Source organism: Pseudomonas sp. CCC3.1 (assembly GCF_034347405.1).
GTDB lineage: Bacteria > Pseudomonadota > Gammaproteobacteria > Pseudomonadales > Pseudomonadaceae > Aquipseudomonas.
The window spans coordinates 2,163,200-2,184,463 of sequence record NZ_CP133778.1; the positions used below are offsets into that span (position 1 = coordinate 2,163,200).

Below are 21,264 nucleotides of genomic sequence, written 5' to 3' on the forward strand. Positions count from 1 at the left end.
CTTCGTTCCTCGTCAGCGACTACGGGGTCATGATGCGATAAAAATCTCGGCCGCATTGCTTACCAATCCCTGCGCCCCGACGAAGAATTGCTTGACCCGTTTGTCATACACAATCGGGTTGACCAAGGTCGATATGCCCAAGTCGGGCAAGTCTTCAACCACGGTTTTCTGGAACTCGGCGAACAGCGCGAAACGCTTCTGTACGTCGGTTTCCACCGCTGCCGCTTCGAGCAGTTGATCGACCTGCGGGTTGTTGTAGTGCGCGCCATTGGAGAAGGGCACGCCGGGCTGGAAGTTTTTCGACCAGTACAGGCGCTGCACGCCTACGGTGGGGTCGAACAGGTTGCTCATGCCATTGAGGGTGAAGTCGAAGTCGCGGTCGGTGTAGACGCGCTTGACGTAGGTGGCAAAGTCCTGGGAGCGCAAGGTCACCTGGATGCCGATCTTGGCCAGCGCCTGTTTGATGTAATCGGCGGTGCGTCGATAGGTTTCCGGGCCAGGCAGCGGGTCGAGGGTCAGTTTGAAGCGCACGCCTTGGGCATCACGGGCTAAACCGGCGTCGTCGAGCAGTTGGTTGGCCTTGGCTACGTCAAAGGCATAGCGCGGCAGGTCGTGGGCGTAGAAGTTTTTCATGTCCGGGCTGATCGGCCCGTACAGCGGCTGGCCATAGCCCAGAAAGATGGTCTTGCGGATGAATTCGAGGTTGATCGCGTGAGCGATGGCAACGCGCACGGCGTGCTGTTTCAGGTACGGGTTGTCGAGGTTGAACTCAACGCGGGTGATGCCGTTGATGTACGGCTCGCTACGGTCTTCGATGCTCAGGCGCGGATTGATCTTGATCCGCTCAATATCGCTGAGCGGTACGCCGCCGGTGGAGATGTCGATTTCTCCGGCTTCCAGCGCAGCCACGGTGGCTGCCGAGTCGGCGATAAAGCGCACGATGATTCGGTCCAGATAAGGCTTGGGCGCATCCCAGTAGTTGGGGTTGCGCTCAAGAATCACATGGCTGCCACGGACCCATTCCTTGAACACAAACGGCCCTGTGCCAATCGGCGCGCTGGCGTTGGGGTGCGTTTCGGGGCGGGCTTCGCCATACACGTGCTTGGCGACAATGGGCGACTCGCAGGCAGCCAACGCCGTCAGCAGGTACGGCGCCGGTTTGCTGAGTGTGAGTTGCACCAAATGCGGGTTGATTGCCGTAATGCTTGCCACATTGGCGAACGTTGCCCGGCCACGCGGGTTCGAGTTTTTCAGGGTATTGAGCGAGAACACCACGTCATCGGCGCTGAAATCCTGGCCGTCATGCCATTTCACGTCCTGGCGCAGGCTGAAGGTGTAGGCCAGGCCATCCTCACTCACAGTCCAGGCGGTGGCCAACTGCGGCAGGGGTTTGAGGTCCATGTCGTAGTTGAGCAAACCTTCGGTGACCTTGCCGGTGATATACACCGCGGCCCCTGCGGTATGCGTCAGGTTGACCAAAATTGGCGGCTCGATGGCGATGTGCAGTTTCAGCGTGCCACCACGTACCGGCGTGTCGTCGGCATACGAAAAACGTGGTGTCAGTTGCAGCAGGGCAGCGGTGGCGCTGGTGTAAGCCAGTAGCTGGCGTCGGGTCAGGGTCATGGGAGTGTCCGCAGGCAAGACTTAACGTGTAGGAGCGAGCTTGCCTCGCGATCTTTTAAACGATCAAAAGATCGCGAGGCAAGCTCGCTCCTACAGGGGGGGGCGTGTGCAGTTCTTAGATGAATGGTTAACGAGGGGTTCGGCCTTCTACCGGGTGACCCGGGTCGGTAAAGCCCAGCGTTGAGGTGTGGCCGGGGCTGACCAGTTGGTCGATGAAGGCTTCGTCCTCGGCGGTGATCTTCACGTTCAGCGCGCGCAGGTAATCATCCCACTGCGCTTCGGTGCGCGGCCCGGCGATGGCCGAGGTCACCTGACGGTTGTTGAGCACCCAGGCCAGGGCGAAATCGGCCGGGGTGATGTCGCGCCCGGACAGGTGTTCCTGAATGCGCTGAGCCACCACCAGCGACTCCGGCCGCCATTCGGTTTCGAGCACGCGCTTGTCGCTGCGCCCGACCCGCGAGTCGGCGTCCGGTTTTACGTCGGGCTGGTATTTACCCGTCAGCACGCCACGGGCCAGCGGGCTGTAGGTGACCACACCAAGGCCGAAATGGTTGGCTGCCGGGATCTGCTCGGCTTCGGCGGTGCGGTTGACGATGTTGTACAGCGGCTGACTGGCCACCGGGCGGTCAATGCCCAGTTCGTCGGCCAGTTGCGCGACTTCGGCAATGCGCCAGCCACGGAAGTTCGATACCCCGAAATGCCGCAGTTTGCCTTGCTTGATCAAGTCGGCGATGGCACGCACGCCCTCACCCAGCGGCGCGTCGAAGGTCGCGTGGTGGAAATACAGAATGTCGATGTAGTCGGTGCCCAGGCGGCGCAGGCTGTCTTCCACCGATTGAATGATCCACTTGCGCGATTGCCCGCCCACGTTAGGCCGCCCGGCGCGCGAATAGCCGAACTTGGTGGCCAGCACCCAGTGCTGGCGCTGGTCGCGGATCGCCCGACCCACCACCTCTTCGGACTTGCCGTCATGGTAAACGTCGGCGGTGTCGATAAAATTGATGCCCTGATCCTGGGCCTTGGCGATGATGCGCTGCGACGTCGTCTCATCGGTCGGGCCGCCGAACATCATGCTGCCCAATGTCAGCGGTGAAACCTTGAGGGCGCTGCGGCCCAGATAGCGATAGTCCATGGGATAAATTCCTGGGTTAATGTCGGCCTTGGGCCAGTGTGGGGTTCAAGGCGTCGGTCAGGCCGTCGCCCAGCAGGTTGAATGCAAGCACCGTGAGGAAAATCGCCAGGCCGGGAATGGCGGTCAGGTACCAAGCGGTGCGGATTTGTTCTCGCCCGCTGCCGATCATGCTGCCCCAGCTCACCTGATTGGGGTCGCCAAGGCCCATGAACGACAGCGCCGACTCCATCAACACTGCCGAGGCGACCATAATTGATGCGGTCACGATCAGTGTCGGCAGGATGTTTGGCAGTACTTCGCAGACGATGATGCGCAGGTGTGTGTAGCCGACGCTGCGGGCCGCGAGGATGTATTCGCGCTCACGGATCGAGCGCACTTCGGCGCGAACCAGCCGGGCGACGGTGGGCCAGGAAATGATCCCGATGGCGAAAATCAGGGTCGGCACCGAGGGTTGGGCAATTGCGACCAAGGCCACCAGCAATACAAAGCTGGGCATGGTCTGGAAAATCTCGATCAGGCGTTGCAGGCCATAGTCGACACGCCCGCCGAAGTAACCGGCCAGCGCGCCGATGCTCAGGCCCAGCACCACCCCGAACAGACTGGCGAGCACCCCGACTTGCAGTGACACGCGCCCGCCATGCACCACCCCGGCCATCAAGTCGCGGCCCAGCGCATCGGTGCCCAGCGGGTAGTGCCAGTCCTGACCCGGCCACAGCAGCGCGTCAGCCTCCATCGCCAGCGGATCGCCGGGGTAGAGCAGCGGGGCCAGCAAGGCGAGCGCGGCGATTATCAGCAGGAAAAGCAGCCCGCCCATCGCCGTCGGGTTGCGCATAAAGCGGCGCAGGGCCGCACTGCGTGGCGTGCTCATCGACGACTCCTGATGCGCGGGTCGAGCCAGCTTTGCAACACGTCCACCAGCACATTGGTGACGATCACCAGCAAGGACGAGATCAGCAAAATGCCCAGTAACACGTTGTAGTCACGGGCCATGACGGCGTCGTAGGCCAGCCGCCCGAGGCCGGGCAGGCTGAACACGGTTTCGATCACCACCGCGCCCCCGAGCATGCCGCCCAAGTGCAGGCCTGCCAGGGTGGTGATCGGCAGCAAGGCGTTGCGCAGCACATGTTTAAAGGTAATGACCCACGGCGAAAGCCCCTTGGCCGTGGCAGTGCGCACGTAGTCCTGGGCCCCGGCTTCGAGCATCGAGGCGCGGGTCAGGCGCGCATAAATAGCGATATAGATCAGCGCCAGAGAACTGGCTGGCAGGGCCATGTAGCGCAAGGTGTCGAGCAGCGCCGGCCAGCCGTGCAGGTCGGCGCCAATGGTGCCCGCGCCGCCGGTGGGCAGCCAGCCGAGCTTGACCGAGAACACCACGATCAGCATCAGGCCGATCCAGAACCCCGGCACTGAATAGAAAAATTGCGAGCACACCGACAACACGCGATCTGGCCAGCGACCCTGCCAGTGGGCCATCAACATGCCCAGCGCAATGCCCAGCAGCAGCGAGAAAAACAGCGCCAGCAGCATCAGGGTCAACGTGGTGCCCAGGCGTTGGGAAATCAGGGTTTCGACCGACGAGCCATAACGCGGCGAGTACCCCAGATTAAAGTGCGCGAGGTTGCTCAGGTAATGCCACAACTGCAATGCGATGGACTGGTCCAGCCCAAATTGACTGCGCAGCGCTGCCAGGCTTTCCTGAGTGGCCGACCCCGATTCACCGGCCATCACATCGGCGGCATCGCCGGGCGCCAGTTGCAGTAATAGAAAGTTGATTAAAAGAATACCGAACAGGGTCGGCAAGGTATGCAACAGCGCACGCCAGAATGCAGCGTTTAATGCCCGAAGAATTTTCATTGTGTTAGCCCGTTAAGTGCGCCGCTATTAACGGGGTGCTTATAACCTTTGTCAACAAATGAAAAAGTTCTATTGTTATGCGCTTTGCGTTTCTAAGCATAGATAAAAAAGGTATACGCGAGCCAAGTAGCAATGATTGACGGACGGGCGAGGGATGATTACTGTCGGCCTCCAGCCAAACCCGTGGTTTGGGTAAAGTTCCGTAAAATACAAAAAGTTATAAGCTCTGCTCTAAATGGGCAGAACACTTTAATACGCTCGTTAGTTGAGGCAAGTGTGACGCTTAATCAAACTATTAATGTCCGCTCTTCTGCAGGCCTGCACACCGTGTTGGGGCGGGTTCCGGCCCTGGTCGAAGAGATTGCCCAAGGCGCCTCGCAACGTGACCTGGAACGTGAGTTGCCGTTTACTGCCTTCCGTTTGATCCGCGAAGCCGGATTGGGTGCCTTGCGCATTCCACAGGCTCTGGGCGGGCCGGGCGGCAGTGTCAGCGACTACATCGAAGTGATCGCCGCGCTGGCCAGCGCCGACCCCAACGTCGCCCATGCATTGCGCTCGCATTTCAACTTCACCGAAGCGGTCATTCACAGCCCGGACAGCGCCGAGAAACGCGATTACGTCAACAAAATCCTCGACGGCAAACTGTTTGCCGGGGCTCACACCGAAGTCGGCGCGCCGCTGGGCACTATCCTCACGCGTTTGACCCGGGAGGGTGATGACTACCGTTTAAACGGTAAAAAATGGTACGCCACCGGCTCTGCCTATTCGGATTTTCTGTCCTTTTCAGCGACCAACGACGAGGGCCAGATGATTTCTGTGCTGCTGCCCGCTGGCCGTGCCGGGATCAACGTACTCGACGACTGGGACGGCATGGGCCAGCGCCTGACGGCCAGCGGCGGGGTGTTGCTGGACAACGTGCAGGTGTTCGCCAGCGAACTGAAAATCCGCAGCCACAACGCCGATGTCGGCCGTCATTGCTCAACCTTGCGCCAATTGCACTTGGCGGCCTGTGCGGCGGGCGTGGTGCGCAATATCCGTGAAGACGCCCTGGGTTATGTGCGCAAACAGGCGCGGGCCGCCATGCACAGCCCGGCCGAGGTGGCGCGTGACGATCAGTTCGTGCAGCAGGTGGTCGGTGAAATCGCGGCCAACGTTTACGCCGTGGATGCGCTGATTGCCCACACGGCACGTATTCTCGATGACAGTTCTCAGGCCCTGTTGAATGCCGACCCGGCACTGGACCAACAATTGCTCGACGCCTCGATCAGCAATGCACAAATGCAAGTGGTGGTGGCCAAACTGGCGTTACGCTCTGCTGAAGTGATGTTTGAAGTAGGCGGTGGTTCGGCCACGTCGCGAAAATATAACTTTGACCGGCATTGGCGAAATATTAGAACCGTCTTGAATCATAATCCGTTGTTGCACAAAACCCGCGTAGTGGGTGACTTTTATATCAATGAAACAACCACTCATCTTCGCGAAGGGCTGGTGTTTTAAGTTGTACTTGCTGTAAGCCATTAGTGCTGTCTTCGTGATGGCCCGTTGTTAATAGCGCGCACGCCCTTACCAGGTACCGCATCTCCTAATCCTTGTTAGATGGCCAGGAACGTCCACCACGCCAGCAATAAATTGATTGTTTGCAGGTAGTTCATGAATGTTCGTTTAAATACCCCTCGTTCGTCGCTCAGTGTGATGGTGTCCATCGGTGTCATGTCATTGTTCGGCAGTACAGCGGCGCTCGCCGATGACCCCGTGCGCAGTACCGAGCACAGCGGCAAAAGTGACAACTCACTGGAAACGGTTGTGGTCACCGGTTCTCGGGCCGAATCGCGCACCGTAGCGCAAAGCCTGGCACCGATTGATGTGATCAGCGCTGACGACCTGGCCCGATCCGGCAAACAGAATTTGCGTGATGCCCTCGCCGCACAAGTGCCTTCCTATACCAACGACGCGGGTTTTACCGGCGCCACCGGGATTGCCGTCAAATCGGCCACCTTGCGCGGCCTGGGCGGCAACTCGGTATTGGTGTTGGTCAACGGTAAGCGGCGGCACAACACGGCGCAAATCTTTCACCAGTCGTCTTCGACCTCTAACGGTCAATCGCCGGTCGACCTTGACCTGATCCCGGTCAGCGCGGTTGATCACATCGAAGTGCTGCGTGACGGTGCGGCGGCGTTGTATGGCTCGGATGCCATCGCCGGGGTGATCAACATCATCCTCAAGAGCAATAAAAGTGGTGGCCAGGCCAGCGCGATATACGGCCAATACGGCGAGCGGGTGGGGCACAAGGGCAACTTTGGCGCTACCGGCCAAACACTCTTCAACCAAGGGTTTGAACTGCCGAACGACGGTTTTTTCAACGTCAGCGGTGACGTCAAAATCCAGGAAACCAGCAACGTCGCGGGTGCGGTTCCCGACCGGACCAAAATCTATTCGGGCGACGACCCGCGCGAATTCAGCGAAAGCCGCAACCGGCAGATCATGGGCCAGCCGCGCGCCCAGACCTACAACTTTGCCTATAACGCGGAACTGCCGCTCAACGACGCGCTGGACTTCTACTCGTTCACCACCTTCAGCCATCGCGACTCCACCGGCTTTGGCACCTATCGAACGGCCAACTCGGCGCAGAACATTCCTGAGATCTACCCGGATGGCTTCCTGCCCAAGTTCCGTTCAGTCGAGGACGACTATCAAAGCGTGTTCGGCCTTAAAGGCAAAGATGTACTGGGCTGGGACTGGGACGCTTCGACCAGTTATGGCCGCAATGATGTGCACTACCACAACGACGACTCGCTGAACGCCTCGTTTGGTCCGGCCAGCCCGACCGACATCGACAACGGCGAAGCGATTTTCAGCCAGTGGACCAACAACCTCGACATCACCCGTTCGTTTGACACCGGCTGGTTTGACAGCCCGCTGCACGTGGCCAGCGGCCTTGAATACCGGATCGACAGTTATCAGATCCGCAAGGGTGAATACGCCTCCTATGCGGACGGCGGCTACATCTACCCGGCGGGTTCGCCCAACGCTGGCAAGCGTCCGAGTTCCGGGTCGGCCGGGTGGGGCGGCTTCAGCCCCGAGGCAGCCGGCAGTTGGGATCGCAGCAACACCGCAGGCTATGTGGACTTCACCCAGAAGTTGACGAGTGACTGGGAACTGAGCGTGGCCGGGCGTTTCGAGCATTACAGTGACGTTGGCGACACCGCCAGCGGCAAGCTGTCGACCCGTTATCAACTGACCCCGACCTTTGCCATACGCGGCGCGGTCAACAACGGCTTCCGTGCGCCATCGTTGCAACAGCAGCACTTCTCATCCAGCACCTCGGCCTGGAGCGCCAACCCGATTACTGGCGTGCTCAGTCAGACCATCACCACTTATGCGCCGCCGGGTTCAGCCGCAGCTGTCGCCTTGGGTTCCAAAGACCTGAAGCCGGAAAAGTCGCTTAACTACAGCCTTGGCTTTGTCGCCACGCCGTTGAAGAACCTCGACATCACCGTCGACCTCTACCAGATCGACATCAAGGACCGCATCCTCCAGACCAGCGCGCTGAGCGGGGTCAATGATCCGAACATTGCAGCCTTGCTGACCCAGGCCGGGTTGAGTACCAACCAGAGCGTCGCCTACTACGGCAACCTCGCCGACACCCGTACCCGCGGTATCGACCTGGTGGCGGATTACCGTGCTGAATATGGCCCCTATGGCCGTGGCAAGTGGACCCTGACCAGCACCCAAAGCCTGCAAGAAATTCGCAGCATCAACGAGCCGGACTCGCTGGCGGGCACCGGAGTGGAAGTGCTCGGGCGCGACAAACAGGGCAACTTGACCAGCGCCTTCCCGAAAAACAAAACCTCGCTGTCGCACACCTGGTTCATTGACGACTTTGAAGTGGCGATCAAGGAGTCGCGCTTCTCGGCTGTCACCGGCAAGAGCTACTACAACGCCAACCGAGATGAGAAGGTCAAACCGGCCTACATCACCGACCTGGACGTGGCCTACAACATCAGCGACCAGTTCAAGGTCTCGGTGGGTGGCTTGAACATCTTCAACAAACGCCCAGAACAACTCAGCGAACAAGCCAAGCTTTACTACTTCATGCCCGTCGATGACCCGGCCTACAGCTGGTACTCACCCTACGGCGTGGATGGCGCGTACTACTACGCACGCCTCGACTATTTCTGGTAAGCGCCCTGGCGCGCCCGCTCTTCAGCGGCTGCGCGCCAGCCTTTACTTCGCCTGGAGAAGGATATCGAAATGGCTCAGCCCCACGTCAATCACACCTTTGAGCGCGCTGCCTTCCCGGCACCGCAAGACTTTGCCGACAGCCCCTTGAGCAAAGCGCTCAAACAGCCCTTGCTGCTGGGGGTGTTCCTCAACATGCAAGACATTCGGGTCAGCAACCACCCGACGTCCAACACCTGGACGTTTGATTACAACGCCAAAATCGTCCAGCAAGCCGAAGCGCTGGGCTTTGAACTGGCCTTTAGCCGTACCCAGTGGCTGCCCAAGGGCGGCTACGACGGCGAAGCCTCGCTGGACTCCTTCATCGCCCTCGGCGCCATGGCAGCCATCACCCACAGCATATTGCTGATCTCGACCATTCACGTGCTGTACGGCCCGTTGCACCCGCTGCACCTCGCCAAATACGGCGCCACCCTGGACCACATCGCCAAGGGCCGTTGGGGTATCAACATCGTCACGGGCCACCGACCCATCGAGCATGAAATGTTCGGCCGTCCACAAGTCGAACACGACGAGCGCTATCAATTGGCGGGCGAACTGTTTGACGTGCTCAACACCTTGTGGAACAGCAACGAAAACTTCACCTACGAAGGCCGTCACGGCTGGAAAATCAAAGACGGCTACATCACCCCCAAACCTGCGTACGGGCGTCCGGTACTCGTCACCGCGACCGGTTCCGAGGCTGGCATCGACTTTGCAGCCAGCCAATCCGACCTCGTATTCATCACCAACTCATCGGGCGCTGGCATCCGCGAGACCCTCGAAGACATCCCGGCCCACATACAGAAAATCAAAACGCGTGCACGCCAGTTTGGTCGAGAAGTACGCACCGTCATCAACCCGATCATCGTCAGCCGCGACACCGAACAAGAAACCCGCGACTACCTCGAAGCCATCATCGGCAACAAAGTCCCCGGCGCATTCGGCAGCCCCAGCGCCTACGCCAGCGACGCCCACGCCTGGCGCGGCCGAGCAGAAGGCACCCGCAACACCGGACTTGGACTGGGCGGCAACATCGAAATCATCGGCACCCCCGAACAAGTCGTCCAACAACTCACAGCGCTCAAAGCCGCCGGCATCGACGGCGTACAACTCAACTTCCACGACTTCGCCGTCGACCTGGCACATTTTGGCGAACGGATACTGCCCTTACTCAAACAAGCAGGACTAAGGCTATAGCGCAGGCTTTTGATCTGGCTTTTGCTTTTGATCTGGCTTTTGCTTTTGATCTACCCGCCCCTTTCGGCAGGCCGAGTGTAGGTTTCGCGGAGTGGGTCGACCGGCAAGGATGCCGGGAGAGCCGCGCCGGGCCATGGAAGGCCCGTCGCGGCGTGCCCACGGAGCGGGACCGGAGCGAGGGAACCTTCGCGAAGCGAAGGCCGTACGCAGGGGCAAGGCCTTTTTGGGAACTTTTGTGGCTGTTTGACAAAAGTGCCTCGCCGTAAGGGCGAAACCCGTAAAAAGCCGTTAAGCACCAAATGGATATGCACACAGAAATCCAGAAAAGCGCTGCCGCTACGCGCCAGATCGCAGCCTTCGGCAGCGACTACAAAACCAGAACAATGCCAACCAGGAGAAAACCATGAGCCTCGAATTCATAGGCCACACCAGCAGCCGCAGCGGCGCAGAACTCATCGAAGCCACCGGCCCGATCATCGACAAAACCTACATCAAGCACCTCGCCCACACCGCCGAAGCCAACGGCTTCGACCGCCTGCTGATCGGCAGCTTCGCCACCTGGCCCGACAACAGCCAAATCGCCGCCTTTGTACTGCACAACACCGAACGCCTGGGCGTCATGCTCGCGCACCGCCCAGGCTTCGTCGCTCCGACCGTCGCCGCGAGGCAACTGGCCACCCTCGACCAATTCAGCGAAGGCCGCCTGGCCGTACACATCATCAGCGGCGGCACCGACGAAGACCAACAGCGCGACGGCGACTTCCTAGCCCACGACGAACGTTACGCGCGCACCGCCGAATACCTGACGGTGGTGAAAAAGGTCTGGCACAGCGACCGCCCGTTCGATCATCAGGGTGATTACTACCGCTTCAAAGGCGCACATTCCACCGTCAAACCCTGGCAAACCAACGGAGTTCCGATCTTCTTTGGCGGCTCCTCGCAAGCCGCCTTCGACGTGGCCGGCCAGCATGCCGAAGTCTATGCGCTGTGGGGTGAGTCCCTGGCGCAAACCGCCGAAACCATCGCCAACGTGCGCAAGGCAGCGGCCAAATACGGGCGCGAAGACCAGATCAAATTCCTTCTGGCTTTCCGTCCCTTAGTCGCCGATACCGAAGAAGCCGCATGGGCCCGCAGCCGTGAACTGTTGGCGGCCGCCAAAGCCAAATACCCGGCCGCCCCCGCATTGCACCAAAACGTTGGCTCACAGCGTTTGCGCGATGCAGCCGCTCAAGGCGCAGTGCTGGACCAACGCTTATGGACCGAATTTGCAGCCGTCACCGGCGCGCACGGCAACTCCACAGCGTTGGTGGGCACCCCGCAACAAGTGGCCGACGCCTTGTTGGAGTACCACAAACTGGGCGTCGATAAATTCCTGATCCGCGGTTTCGACCCGGTACCCGACACCCTGACCTTTGGCCGCGATGTGATCCCGCTGGTGCGTGCAGCCGTGGCCCGGCATGCCTGAAACCAGCCTGCTGCAACAGCTGTTCGGCGCCCAGCGTTTTACGGAGCAGGGCGCAGCCTGGCCGTCGACAATCCGGGTCCAGCACGGCCCATTGACCCGGCTGCCAGAGCTGTTTTGCCAGTCCTTGCTGCAACAACCTGATCAATTGGCAGATGCCTACCGAGGGCCGCTGTCGTTTGGGCGCGGCTTGCGTTCGCCGCAGACCTTCGACAGCCGTGCCAACGCCGCCAGTTTGCTGCAATTGGGGCTCACCGTTTTTCTGCAGGACGTTGAGCCAGTGCTGAACGGCGCGACGGAATTTTTGCGCGCACTGGAACGAGAACTCGGTGTTGCACCGGGCTGTGCCCGGCTCAGTGCATTTGCCTCGGCGGGAGATGACGGCGTGTCGTGCCATTACGATGCCGAAGACGTCATCTCCCTTCAGCTACTGGGGCGCAAAACCTTCCACGTCGCGCCGATGAGCGAAATCCCGTTGCCTTACGGCGCGCAATTTGGCCCGGACATGGTGGCCGTCGAAAACCTCTACGAACAAGCGCGCAAGGGGTTTCCTGACCCCGACGGCGCGACGTTTCAAGCCTTCGACCTGCAACCCGGCTCGGTGCTGTACCTGCCGCGCGGCACCTGGCACCGCACCGAAGCGCAGGAACCCTCGCTATCACTGAGCATTGTCATACGCCCGCAGGTGCTGGCCGAGGCCTTGCTCGGCTGGTTACAGCCTTGGCTGCTCGGCGATGTACGTTGGCGATTGCCGCTGTATGGCTCAACGCAGGCACACCGCAGCGCTTTAAAACCGTTGCTTAATGAACTGGCGACCCGCTTGAGCCAAGGTGCTGAACAGCCAATTCTGAGCTGGAGTACAGCGCCGCCGGTGGACAGTACCCACTTGTTGCGGGTGCCCGGTTCGCGCCTGAACGCAGTGGCCAGTGCCCAATCGCGCATTCGCCTGCAAGTGAGTGCGCTGGATCAGGACTGGCGTTCACGCATCACCTTCGACAGCGAAATTCCGGCTGCGCTGCTGACTGCCATCCAATGGTTACAACAACGTACCACCGCCTTCAACCTTCAGACCCTTGCCGAGCAAATGCCACACATAGCGCCCGGCGACGTACGCCAATTGCTGGAGCTACTGGTCAAAGCCAATGCCTTGCGCCAACTGGTGCCCCGCTAACCCACAACCCCAGTGTAGGAGCGAGCTTGCCTCGCGATCTTTTGATCTTTTAAAAGATCGCGAGGCAAGCTCGCTCCTACAACGTCAGCATTTAACCCACTGAAACATTACTCAAATTGCCAATGAACCCGCCCCCTGTGGAGTCGGTCAGGTTGTGCACGGCAATGCTTGCCAGTAATGCATCCTCGCTGGAAACAATCGGAATGCGCGGCAAGTCTTCCAGCACTTTTTGCTGCACTTGGTGGTACAGCTCCCAACGGCGTTTGGGGTCGTTATCGATTTGCGCCTGCTCCAGCAGCGCGTCGACCTGCGGGCTCGAATAGTGTGTGGCGTTGGAGTACGCAACGCCCGACTGAATGTTCTTCGACCAGTAAAAGCGTTGCAGGCCAATCGCCGGATCGGGCGCAGTAGAGGCGGGTGACAGGGTGGTGTCGAAGTCGTAACGGCCATAGATGCGGTCGATGTATTGCGCGTAGTCCTGATTGCGGATCTCCAGTTTCACGCCAATTTTGGCAAAGCTGCTGCGCAGGAAATTCGCGGTCTGTTGGTAGGCCGCCGACGGGTTGGGGTCGTTTTTGATTCGCAGGCGGATACCATTCTGGTCCGGCTTTAACCCGGCTTCATCCAGTAGCGCAGCCGCGCGCTTGAGGTCGAACGGGTAGTGCGGCACGTCGGCGCTGTAGAACTGCGGGAAGTTTTTCGGGATCGGTGAGTCGGCGGTGGTGCCTTGCTCCAGCAGGATGTGCTTGAGGATGAAATCTTTGTCGATGGCATGCGCAAATGCCTGGCGCACGCGTACGTCCTGGAATTGCGGGCGTTGCAGGTTGAACTCGAACGCCATGATCCCGGTGCCGCCGTAGGTGTTGAGGCGATCATGAATGCTCAGCGCGGGATTATTTTTCAGACGCTTGATTTCGCTGTTGGACAAGGTGTCGGCATACGCCACGTGCACAGAACCGGTTTCCAGTGCCGCTGACACTGAAGACGGGTCGGACATGAAGCGGTAGATCACGTGGTTGAGCAGCGGTTTGCCTGCTTGCCAGTAAGCAGGGTTGCGCTCCAGGGTCAGGTAGTTGCCGCGCACCCATTCCTTGACCCGAAACGGTCCGGTGCCGATGGGGGCGATGTTGGCCGGGTTGTTGAGGATGTCGGTGCCCGCGTAGAGGTGACGCGGCAACACTTGAGAATCTCGGGCGTTGAGGGCGCTGAGCAGATAAGGCGTGGGCCGCGACAGGTTCCACACCGCTGTCAGCGGGTCCGGGGTGTCAACGCTTTGCACATTGGGAAACGCCGAACGCCCGCGCGAGCTGTATTTTTTCCAGACTTCCATCACTGAAAACGCCACGTCTTGAGAGGTGAACGGCTGACCGTCATGCCACAGCACACCGGGGCGCAGTTTGAAGGTCACCTGCAAGCCATCAGGGCTCACGCTCCAGCTTTCGGCCAGTTGCGGTTGCGGACCATTGGTAGGGCTGAGGTACAGCAGGCCATCAAATATTTTCGGTGAAATCAGTTGCGTCGCTGGCGCGGTGGTCAGGCCGGTGGTCAGAACGGTGGGCTCCGGGTTCTGCGCGATGATCAGCGTGCCGCCCGGTGTATTGCCGTAACTCAAGCGCTGCCCCAACAACCCGACTGCCGCCGTGGAGGCCAGCGAATACCCGAGAAACGTGCGTCGATTAAACATGAGCAAAACCTTTGAGGTGAGGCTCCCCGCAGTGGGGAGCCGTACGGTGGAGGGTTACCAGTCGTAGCTCAGGCGCGCGTAGTAGAAGCCGCCGCCAATGCCATAAGGCGTGTTGCGGTTGGCGTAAGGGTCTTCATGGTTGATGGTCGAGGCCAGCGTGTCAGGTTGGTTGGGTGGGCGTTTGTTGAACACGTTGTTCGCGCCGAGGGTGGCTTTCAGGTTGTCGGTCACCAGGTAGCTGACGGCCGCATCGGTGATGAACGAGTCGCTGGTGGTGGAGTCCTGAGCGCGATTGAGCACGTTGTTCACCGCGCGGGTTTTCGAGTAGTAATGCTCGGTCAGTTGCACTATGAACTTGCCCAGTTGCCAGTCCAGCGAGGCACGGGCAATGTTTTGCGGCAGCGCTTCTTCGAGCAGGGTGATGCGCTCGCGGTCCAGCAGGCTGAGTCCGGCATTTTTCAGCACGGCCGGGTCGTTGACGCGCTGGACTTCAGTTTTGTTGCGCGCATAGCTCAGCCCCCAATGCGCCTTGCCATAGCGTTCGTAGTCGATGTCATAGTCGAGCTTGAATTCGACACCACGGGTTTGGGTATCACCGAAGTTGGTGAAGTAACGCACTTGCTGCTGGCTGGTCAGGCCCGCGTCGGTCAGTGCTTTGGCCACCGCTGCGTTGTTGAAACCGTTGAAAGCGCCGGTGAGGAAGATCCGGTCACGAATGTTGATCTGGTACACGTCCACCGAGGCCGAGAGGCGATCGGTGGGGGTAAAGACCAGGCCGAAGCTGATGTTGGTGGATTTTTCCGGCTTGAGCTCCTTGGCGCCCAGTGCCTTGGCTGCCGGTGAGTCGGGACGTAGGGTGTCGTAGTAATACGAGATGTACGAGGTGTTGGTGATCGGGTCGTTGACCGGTTGTACCGTGGCACTTTGGTAGTTTTGCTCGGCCAGAGACGGTGCACGAAAACCATTGCTCAATGTGCCGCGTGCGGCGATGACGTCGTTGAACTGGTAGCGGTTGGAAAACTTGCCCGCGACCGCCGAACCGAAGTCTGAGTAGTCCTCGTAACGCACCGCCAGGCCGCTGTCCCATTTCTCGGTGATCTGCTGCGCGAAGTCGACGAAAAACGCAGTGTTATGCCGCGATTCGTCAAATTCAAACTGCGGGCTGAAGCCGGTCAGGAACGCCGAACCGGCCCCCGCCAGTTTGCCGCGCAGGTTGACCGCCGGGTAATCGTCCGGGTAACGGAAGCCGCCGCCCGCATACGAGTAATACTCGCCCGAGCCCAGTGACAGGCTGTCGTAACGGTACTCGGTACCGACCGTGACGTTCAGCGGGTCGGCAAAAAAGCCGGTGTCAAAGGCGCGCTGGGCCGTCAGTGAGGCGATGCTTTCGGCAAATTTAAGGTCGCCTGCGTGCAGGTTTTGCAGGGGTAGCAAGGCCCCGAACGACGGGTTGGTGGTGTTGAGAATGTTGATGTCGGCGCGGTTCTGGCCGTAGCTCAGGCCCGCGTCCCAGTGCCAACCGAGGATGTCTTCGGCTTTGATGCCGAGGTTGACCTGCATGTCCTCTTCTTTGGTTTGCAGACGTGAGCTGTAGCCACCGGGCGTAGTGATGACGTTGGAAGTGGCGTTGGTTTCCGAACGGAACGAACCTTTGGCCTCCGACCTGCGCGGGCTGTAGGTGGCGAAGGAATACAGCTCAAGGTTGTCGTTCAGGGGCAAGCCGAGGTTGTAGGCGAAGCTGGTGCTTTCCTGGATCGGCACCACCTCGTAGTTTTCCGGCACGTTGCGGTTGGCGGTGGCTTCACGCGGATCGTTGGGCGCCGCATAAATTTGCCAGATGGCTTGGGTCGGGGCTTTCCATGGGCCAACGGTGTGGCTGTCGCCGGTGTTGAGGTACGACAGGCTAAGGTTCAGGAAACCGCCGTTTTCGCCCAGCGCGAACCCCGAGTTCAGGCCGCCGGTGTAGGTGGCACCCGCATCGCCCAAGCCGCCGACTTTGGACACGTCGTGGTTGTACTCGCCATAGGACACGTCTGCCGAGCCGCCGGAGGCTGCCGATTTGAGGATCACGTTGATCACCCCGGCGATGGCGTCCGAGCCATATTGGGCAGCGGCGCCATCGGTCAGCACTTCAACCCGCTCGACCGCCGACAGGGGGATCAACCCCAGATCCGCGGCGGAGGAGCCCAGTGTCGCGCCCCCGCTGTTGTTGATCATCGACGTGCCGTGGCGTCGCTTGCCATTGACCAGCACCAGTACCTGATTACCCGACAAACCGCGCAGCGATGAGCCGCCGACGTTCTTCGACAGGGCACCGCCGTTGCTGTTGATATTGATATAGGACGGGCTGACCAGTGACAGCGCGCGGCGCAGATCGGTGGCGCCGGTTTCACGCAGGGTTTCGCCTTTGATCAATTGCACCGGTGACAAGGCTTTGAGGGCGGTGGTCTCGACGCGCGAACCGGTCACCACCACGGTTTGCAGTCGGTCTTTTTCGTAATCGGTTTCTGCTTTGGCGGTGTCAATGGGGGCGAAAGTGGCGGCGCCCATGGAGAATACGACACCGAGGGTATGACGACGGGAGTGGAGTGTGGACATGTGTGTTTGCCTGGTATTGCCTCTGCATTTTATTAAGTGTGTGCAGTAGTGAGTCGACGCTGGCTGGTTTAAGCCTGGCAAGTGTGTGGGCAGTGTGGCGGCTGATGCCGCTCTTTAAATCGGTAGACGTTTTGGGGGAGCGTTGTCTCCTGGGTCAGTGATGGAATCGGGGTGATCAGCCCAGCAGGTGATACTTGCCGATCAGGTTGAATTTCCAGGCCACCGGGTCGTGCACGGTGTGGGTCCGGGCGTTGCGCCAATGGCGGTCGAAACCGTATTCGAGGCGCGTTGAACTGGCGCCACCGAGCTGGAACAACGTATTGCTGGCCAGCAGTGCGGCTTCGGTGGTGAGGATTTTTGCCGTCGCCAACGCTGAAGAGACTTTTTCTGATGGCCCTGGCCCCTGTTCCGCGGTCACCTCGTCGAACGTCAAGGCGGCGCGTTCCAGCACCGCTTCGCCGGCATGAATGCGGGTGTGCAGGTCGCCGATGATGGCCAGTACATACGGGTCTTGCGACACGGCTTCGACCCCGGTGCGCAGGTAAGGGCGGGCGTGTTCGCGGACATAATCGAGTGTGTCCTTGAACGCGGCACGGGCGATTCCCAAGTCGAGCGCGCTGTGAAACAAATCGGGAATGCCATAGGTATTGGCGGTGCTCTTGCCCAGTTCCGAGTTCAAAACGTGGCTGTGTTCAACCCGCACGTTGTCCAGCAGCAAAGTGCCGCTGGCGGTGGTGCGCTGGCCGAAACCGTCCCAGTCATCAATGATCGTCAGCCCTGGCGCATGGCGGTCCAGCACGGCGGTTTTCGACAGGCCGTCCTCGTCGACACAACCAATGGAAATCAGCTGTGAAAACAGCGCGCCGGTGGAGTAGGCCTTGGACCCGTTGACCCGGTAATGATCGCCTTCGCGGGTGATCCGGGTGCGTGTGGTGCCAGCGGGCAGGCTGCCACCTTCGGCGTGTCCGTTGCCCCAGCGATAGCCCTGCAGGATCTTGCCGAAAAACAGCTGTTTCTGTTCTTCGCGGCCCACCGCCTCGATCACGCTGGAAGCCAGGATAATGCTTAGCAGCAGTTGCCCGATGGAGGCGTCGGCCTCGCCAATGGCGGCCACCACGCGGGTCAGGGTCAGGTATGAAACATAAGCGCCACCGTACTCGCGGGGCACACGGATGGCCAGCAGCCCGCTCAGTGCGCAGTCTTCCAGCTCTTGCCAGGGCAACAGGCGTTCGACATCGCGGCGTTGGGCATTGAGCTTGAATCTGGCCGCCAGATGTTCGGCGACGTCCACGGCCTCCTGGTCGCTGCGGATGATATGAGCAATCACCGGCGGTTGAAGGTCGAGCAGTGCATCGGTCATGGAACAGTCCTTTTTGTTTCTGTTAGGGGAATTACGCGGCGCTACGCTTGATAACGGGCATCGGCGAAGTTGCCGTACAGCGCTTCTGATGAGTTGAAAAAGTCTTTCAGTTGCTTCTGCGTCACCACCACCACGGTGGGCGAGACGATGGGGATCTTCGGCAGGTCCGTCAGCACGATCTGCTGGAATTCGTCGTACCAGGCTTTGCGTTTCACCGGGTCGACCTCGGACTGGCCCAGGTCGAGCAGTTCATCGACCCGTTTGTTGGCATAGCGGGCGCCGTTGGAGAACGCGATGCCGGGTTTGAAGTTGCTTGAATGGTAGAAACGCTGCGTGCCCATCACCGGGTCCGGGCCTGCTGTAGCGGTGATCAAGGTGGTGTCAAAGTCGCGTCGGGTGTAGACACGGTTCACGTATTCGGGGAAGTCCTGCGAACGGATCACCAGCTTGACCCCGATCTTGGCCAGATTGCTGCGCAGGTAATGGGCGATTTGCAGGGTTTCACTGGCGGGGTTGGGGTCGTTGAAAATCGTCAGGCGAATGCCGTTGGCGTCTTTTTTAAGGCCGGCTTCTTCGAGCAGGGCTTCGGCTTTTTTCAGGTCGAAAGGGTAGCGCGGCACGTTGTCGTTGTAGAAGTCGCTCATGCCCGGTGGAATGGTGCTGTACGCCGGTTGAGCAAAGCCGAAGTAGATATTCTTGATCACAAAGTCGCGGTCGATGGCGTGCGCAAATGCCTGGCGCACGCGCACGTCCTGGAACACCGGTTTCTCCAGGTTGAACTCAAAGCCGACCAGGCCGGGCGAGTAGGGCGCGCTGATTTCACTGACCTGCAACTGGCTGATGCCGCGCAGACGCTTGACGTTGCTCAGGGCCACCGAGGCCAGTTGCACGGCTTGGGTTTCCAGGGCGGCCGAGGCGGCGGTCAGGTCGGGGATGACACGGAAGATCAACGCGTCCAGATGAGGCTTGCCCGCGTCCCAATACTGCTCGTTGCGCACCAGATTGATCGACACACCGCGATCCCAGCGCTCGAACTTGAACGGCCCGGTGCCGATGGGCTTGATGTTGTACGGGTTGGTCAGCGGGTTGCCGTCGGCATACAAATGCTTGGGCAATACCTGGGCATCGGTCGACGACAGCGCACTGAGCAAGTATGGGGCTGGGGTCGACAGTGTCAGTACCACCTGCAACGGCGTCGGGGTTTGAACTGTGCTGACCGGGGCGAAGGTGGTGATGCCCCGTGAGTTGAACGTGCGCCAGATGTTTTCCAGGGTGAACGCCACGTCCGCAGAGGTGAACGGTTGGCCGTCATGCCAGGTCACGCCGGGGCGCAGGTTGAAGGTGTAGACCAGGCCGTCATCACTGACCTGCCAATCGGTGGCCAGGCGTGGCACGGGCTGGCGCTGGGCGTTATACGACAGCAGGCCGTCGAACACCTTGCTGGTCACGGTGTAGATCGTGCCATCGGTGGTCAGCGCGTTGGTCAGGATGGAAGGTTCAGGGAATTGCGACACCACAAGGGTCTGTTTGCCGTCGACGGCGGCGAATACCCCGGATGCCTGGCTCAACAGACCGGCACCCGCCGTCAGAATGATGGAATCCTTGATAAACAGCCTTCTGGAAATCGACATGCAGCACCTTTCGCAAAACAAGTAATAAGAAGACGCACGACATTCAGTTCTATGGTTAGAACTAAAAGAGGCACTTTATGAATGTGTTCAATGAAGGGCTGTTCTGTTGGTTTCAAAACAGTGACGCGAGCCTAGCGGATAGTTTTAATCATATTCAAGGCCCTTAGTTATAACGTTAAGTGCAGGTTTAATAGCCGACGTGATAATAAGTTTAGAACTTTTTTGTCGGTGTTAGCGTGCGCGATTTGCTGTATTAGTGTTGGCCGTTAAATAAACACCCCTTTCAATTGATTGTTTTTGCAGAGAACTCAATGCTGACCAGCACTCTTTATCAGCGTTTAACCCGACTCGTGAAATCGGGGTTTCGAGGGCCCTTGTTTCGCGCCTTGCCGACAGCCGCGGGGGTGATTGTTCTCAATTTTATTTTGCTGCAGATGGTGCCCGGTGATGCGGTGGACGCGCTGGTTGCCGAAGCAGGGTCGGCCACGGCCGAAACCACCCAGTTGCTGCGTCAGCAATACGGTCTGGACAAATCGTCGCTGGCCCAGTTTGGTGACTATATCGGCCAGTTGTCGCAACTGAGCCTGGGGGACTCGCCGCGTTATGGCATCCCGGTGCTTGAGGTCATTAGCCAGCGTTTGCCCAACACCTTGCTGCTGATGGGCCTGGCACTGTTCATCTCGGTCGGCGTGGGGGTCAGCCTCGGCGTGATCATGGCGTTGTGGGCAGGCAAGTGGCCGGATCGGCTGCTGTCTTCGGTGGTGTTTGTGCTGTATTCGACGCCCGGCTTCTGGATCGGGCTGATGGCCATTGTCCTGTTCGCAGTCAAGCTCGACTGGCTGCCTGCGGGTGGCGACGGCACCATCGGCGCGGGCCTGACCGGGATCGACAAATGGGTCGACAAGTTGCAGTACGCGATATTGCCCGCGCTGACCTTGGCCAGTTTCTTCGTTGCTATTTACGCCCGTCTGACTCGCGCGTCGGTCCTCGATGTACTGACCCAGGACTATGTGCGCACTGCCCGAGCTAAAGGCCTGTCGCCGTGGCGCATTACCTGGCGCCATGTGCTGCGCAATGCGTTGCTGCCGCTGACCACCGTGGCGGGCGCGCATTTGGGGGGGCTGTTGGGCGGGGCGGCGGTAGCTGAAACCGTATTCGGCTGGCCGGGCATCGGCCGCCTGACCCTGGAAGCGGTGCAAGCCCGTGAATACAAAGTGTTGCTGGGCATCCTGTTGATGTCCTCGTTTATCGTGATCATTGCCAATTTGCTGGTGGACTGGTTGCACATGCGGCTGGACCCGCGCATCGCCGCCCGATTGAAGGGAGGTTGA

At 59.8% G+C, this 21,264-nt stretch carries 14 protein-coding genes; 6 read left to right on the plus strand and 8 right to left on the minus strand.

Annotation, left to right across the window (positions count from 1 at the left end):
• Positions 1-27: 27 nt before the first annotated feature.
• The 4 genes from RHM56_RS09890 to RHM56_RS09905 form a co-directional block, all read right to left on the minus strand.
• The gene (locus tag RHM56_RS09890) at positions 28-1,623 is read right to left on the minus strand and encodes an ABC transporter substrate-binding protein (RefSeq protein ID WP_322240972.1); all 1,596 of its coding nucleotides are present in this window, start codon (positions 1,621-1,623) and stop codon (positions 28-30) included.
• A 127-nt stretch (positions 1,624-1,750) separates the two neighbouring features.
• On the minus strand, positions 1,751-2,755 hold the full coding sequence (locus tag RHM56_RS09895; RefSeq protein ID WP_322240974.1) for an aldo/keto reductase: 1,005 nt from the start codon (positions 2,753-2,755) through the stop codon (positions 1,751-1,753).
• A gap of 16 nt (positions 2,756-2,771) precedes the next feature.
• A complete protein-coding gene (locus RHM56_RS09900; RefSeq protein WP_322240976.1) occupies positions 2,772-3,623 on the minus strand; it encodes an ABC transporter permease in 852 nt (283 codons plus the stop codon).
• Positions 3,620-4,609, minus strand: a complete 990-nt coding sequence (locus tag RHM56_RS09905) for an ABC transporter permease (RefSeq protein WP_322240978.1) — start codon at positions 4,607-4,609, stop codon at positions 3,620-3,622. The genes RHM56_RS09900 and RHM56_RS09905 overlap by 4 nt, the downstream gene beginning before the upstream one ends.
• Positions 4,610-4,885: 276 nt before the next feature.
• On the opposite strand from RHM56_RS09905, the gene RHM56_RS09910 reads away from it, so the two are divergent.
• The 5 genes from RHM56_RS09910 (at position 4,886) to RHM56_RS09930 (ending at position 12,660) form a co-directional block, all read left to right on the plus strand.
• Positions 4,886-6,106, plus strand: coding sequence for an acyl-CoA dehydrogenase family protein (locus RHM56_RS09910; protein ID WP_322240980.1), 1,221 nt, complete (start codon positions 4,886-4,888; stop codon positions 6,104-6,106).
• Between the two features lie 153 nt (positions 6,107-6,259).
• On the plus strand, positions 6,260-8,791 hold the full coding sequence (locus RHM56_RS09915; protein ID WP_322240982.1) for a TonB-dependent receptor: 2,532 nt from the start codon (positions 6,260-6,262) through the stop codon (positions 8,789-8,791).
• Positions 8,792-8,860: 69 nt separating this feature from the next.
• Positions 8,861-10,027: an LLM class flavin-dependent oxidoreductase gene (locus tag RHM56_RS09920; RefSeq protein ID WP_322240984.1), complete on the plus strand. Its 1,167-nt coding sequence runs from the start codon at positions 8,861-8,863 to the stop codon at positions 10,025-10,027.
• A gap of 403 nt (positions 10,028-10,430) precedes the next feature.
• Entirely contained in the window at positions 10,431-11,492 is a 1,062-nt protein-coding gene (locus tag RHM56_RS09925) for an LLM class flavin-dependent oxidoreductase (RefSeq protein WP_322240985.1), read from the plus strand.
• The gene (locus tag RHM56_RS09930; RefSeq protein ID WP_322240988.1) at positions 11,485-12,660 is read left to right on the plus strand and encodes a JmjC domain-containing protein; all 1,176 of its coding nucleotides are present in this window, start codon (positions 11,485-11,487) and stop codon (positions 12,658-12,660) included. Before RHM56_RS09925 ends, RHM56_RS09930 begins: the two co-directional genes overlap by 8 nt.
• Positions 12,661-12,751: 91 nt before the next feature.
• On the opposite strand, the gene RHM56_RS09935 is transcribed toward RHM56_RS09930, so the two are convergent.
• The 4 genes from RHM56_RS09935 to RHM56_RS09950 all read right to left on the minus strand — a co-directional run bounded on the left by RHM56_RS09935 (position 12,752) and on the right by RHM56_RS09950 (position 19,933).
• Positions 12,752-14,344 (minus strand): ABC transporter substrate-binding protein, encoded by a 1,593-nt coding sequence (locus RHM56_RS09935; RefSeq protein ID WP_322240990.1) that lies wholly within the window; start codon positions 14,342-14,344, stop codon positions 12,752-12,754.
• Between the two features lie 54 nt (positions 14,345-14,398).
• Positions 14,399-16,942, minus strand: coding sequence for a TonB-dependent receptor (locus tag RHM56_RS09940; RefSeq protein ID WP_322240993.1), 2,544 nt, complete (start codon positions 16,940-16,942; stop codon positions 14,399-14,401).
• Between the two features lie 175 nt (positions 16,943-17,117).
• A complete protein-coding gene (locus RHM56_RS09945) occupies positions 17,118-18,302 on the minus strand; it encodes an SfnB family sulfur acquisition oxidoreductase (RefSeq protein ID WP_322240995.1) in 1,185 nt (394 codons plus the stop codon).
• A gap of 41 nt (positions 18,303-18,343) precedes the next feature.
• Positions 18,344-19,933, minus strand: a complete 1,590-nt coding sequence (locus tag RHM56_RS09950) for an ABC transporter substrate-binding protein (protein WP_322240996.1) — start codon at positions 19,931-19,933, stop codon at positions 18,344-18,346.
• A gap of 311 nt (positions 19,934-20,244) precedes the next feature.
• Between RHM56_RS09950 and RHM56_RS09955 the strand changes: the two genes are divergently transcribed.
• Positions 20,245-21,264, plus strand: coding sequence for an ABC transporter permease (locus RHM56_RS09955; RefSeq protein ID WP_322240997.1), 1,020 nt, complete (start codon positions 20,245-20,247; stop codon positions 21,262-21,264).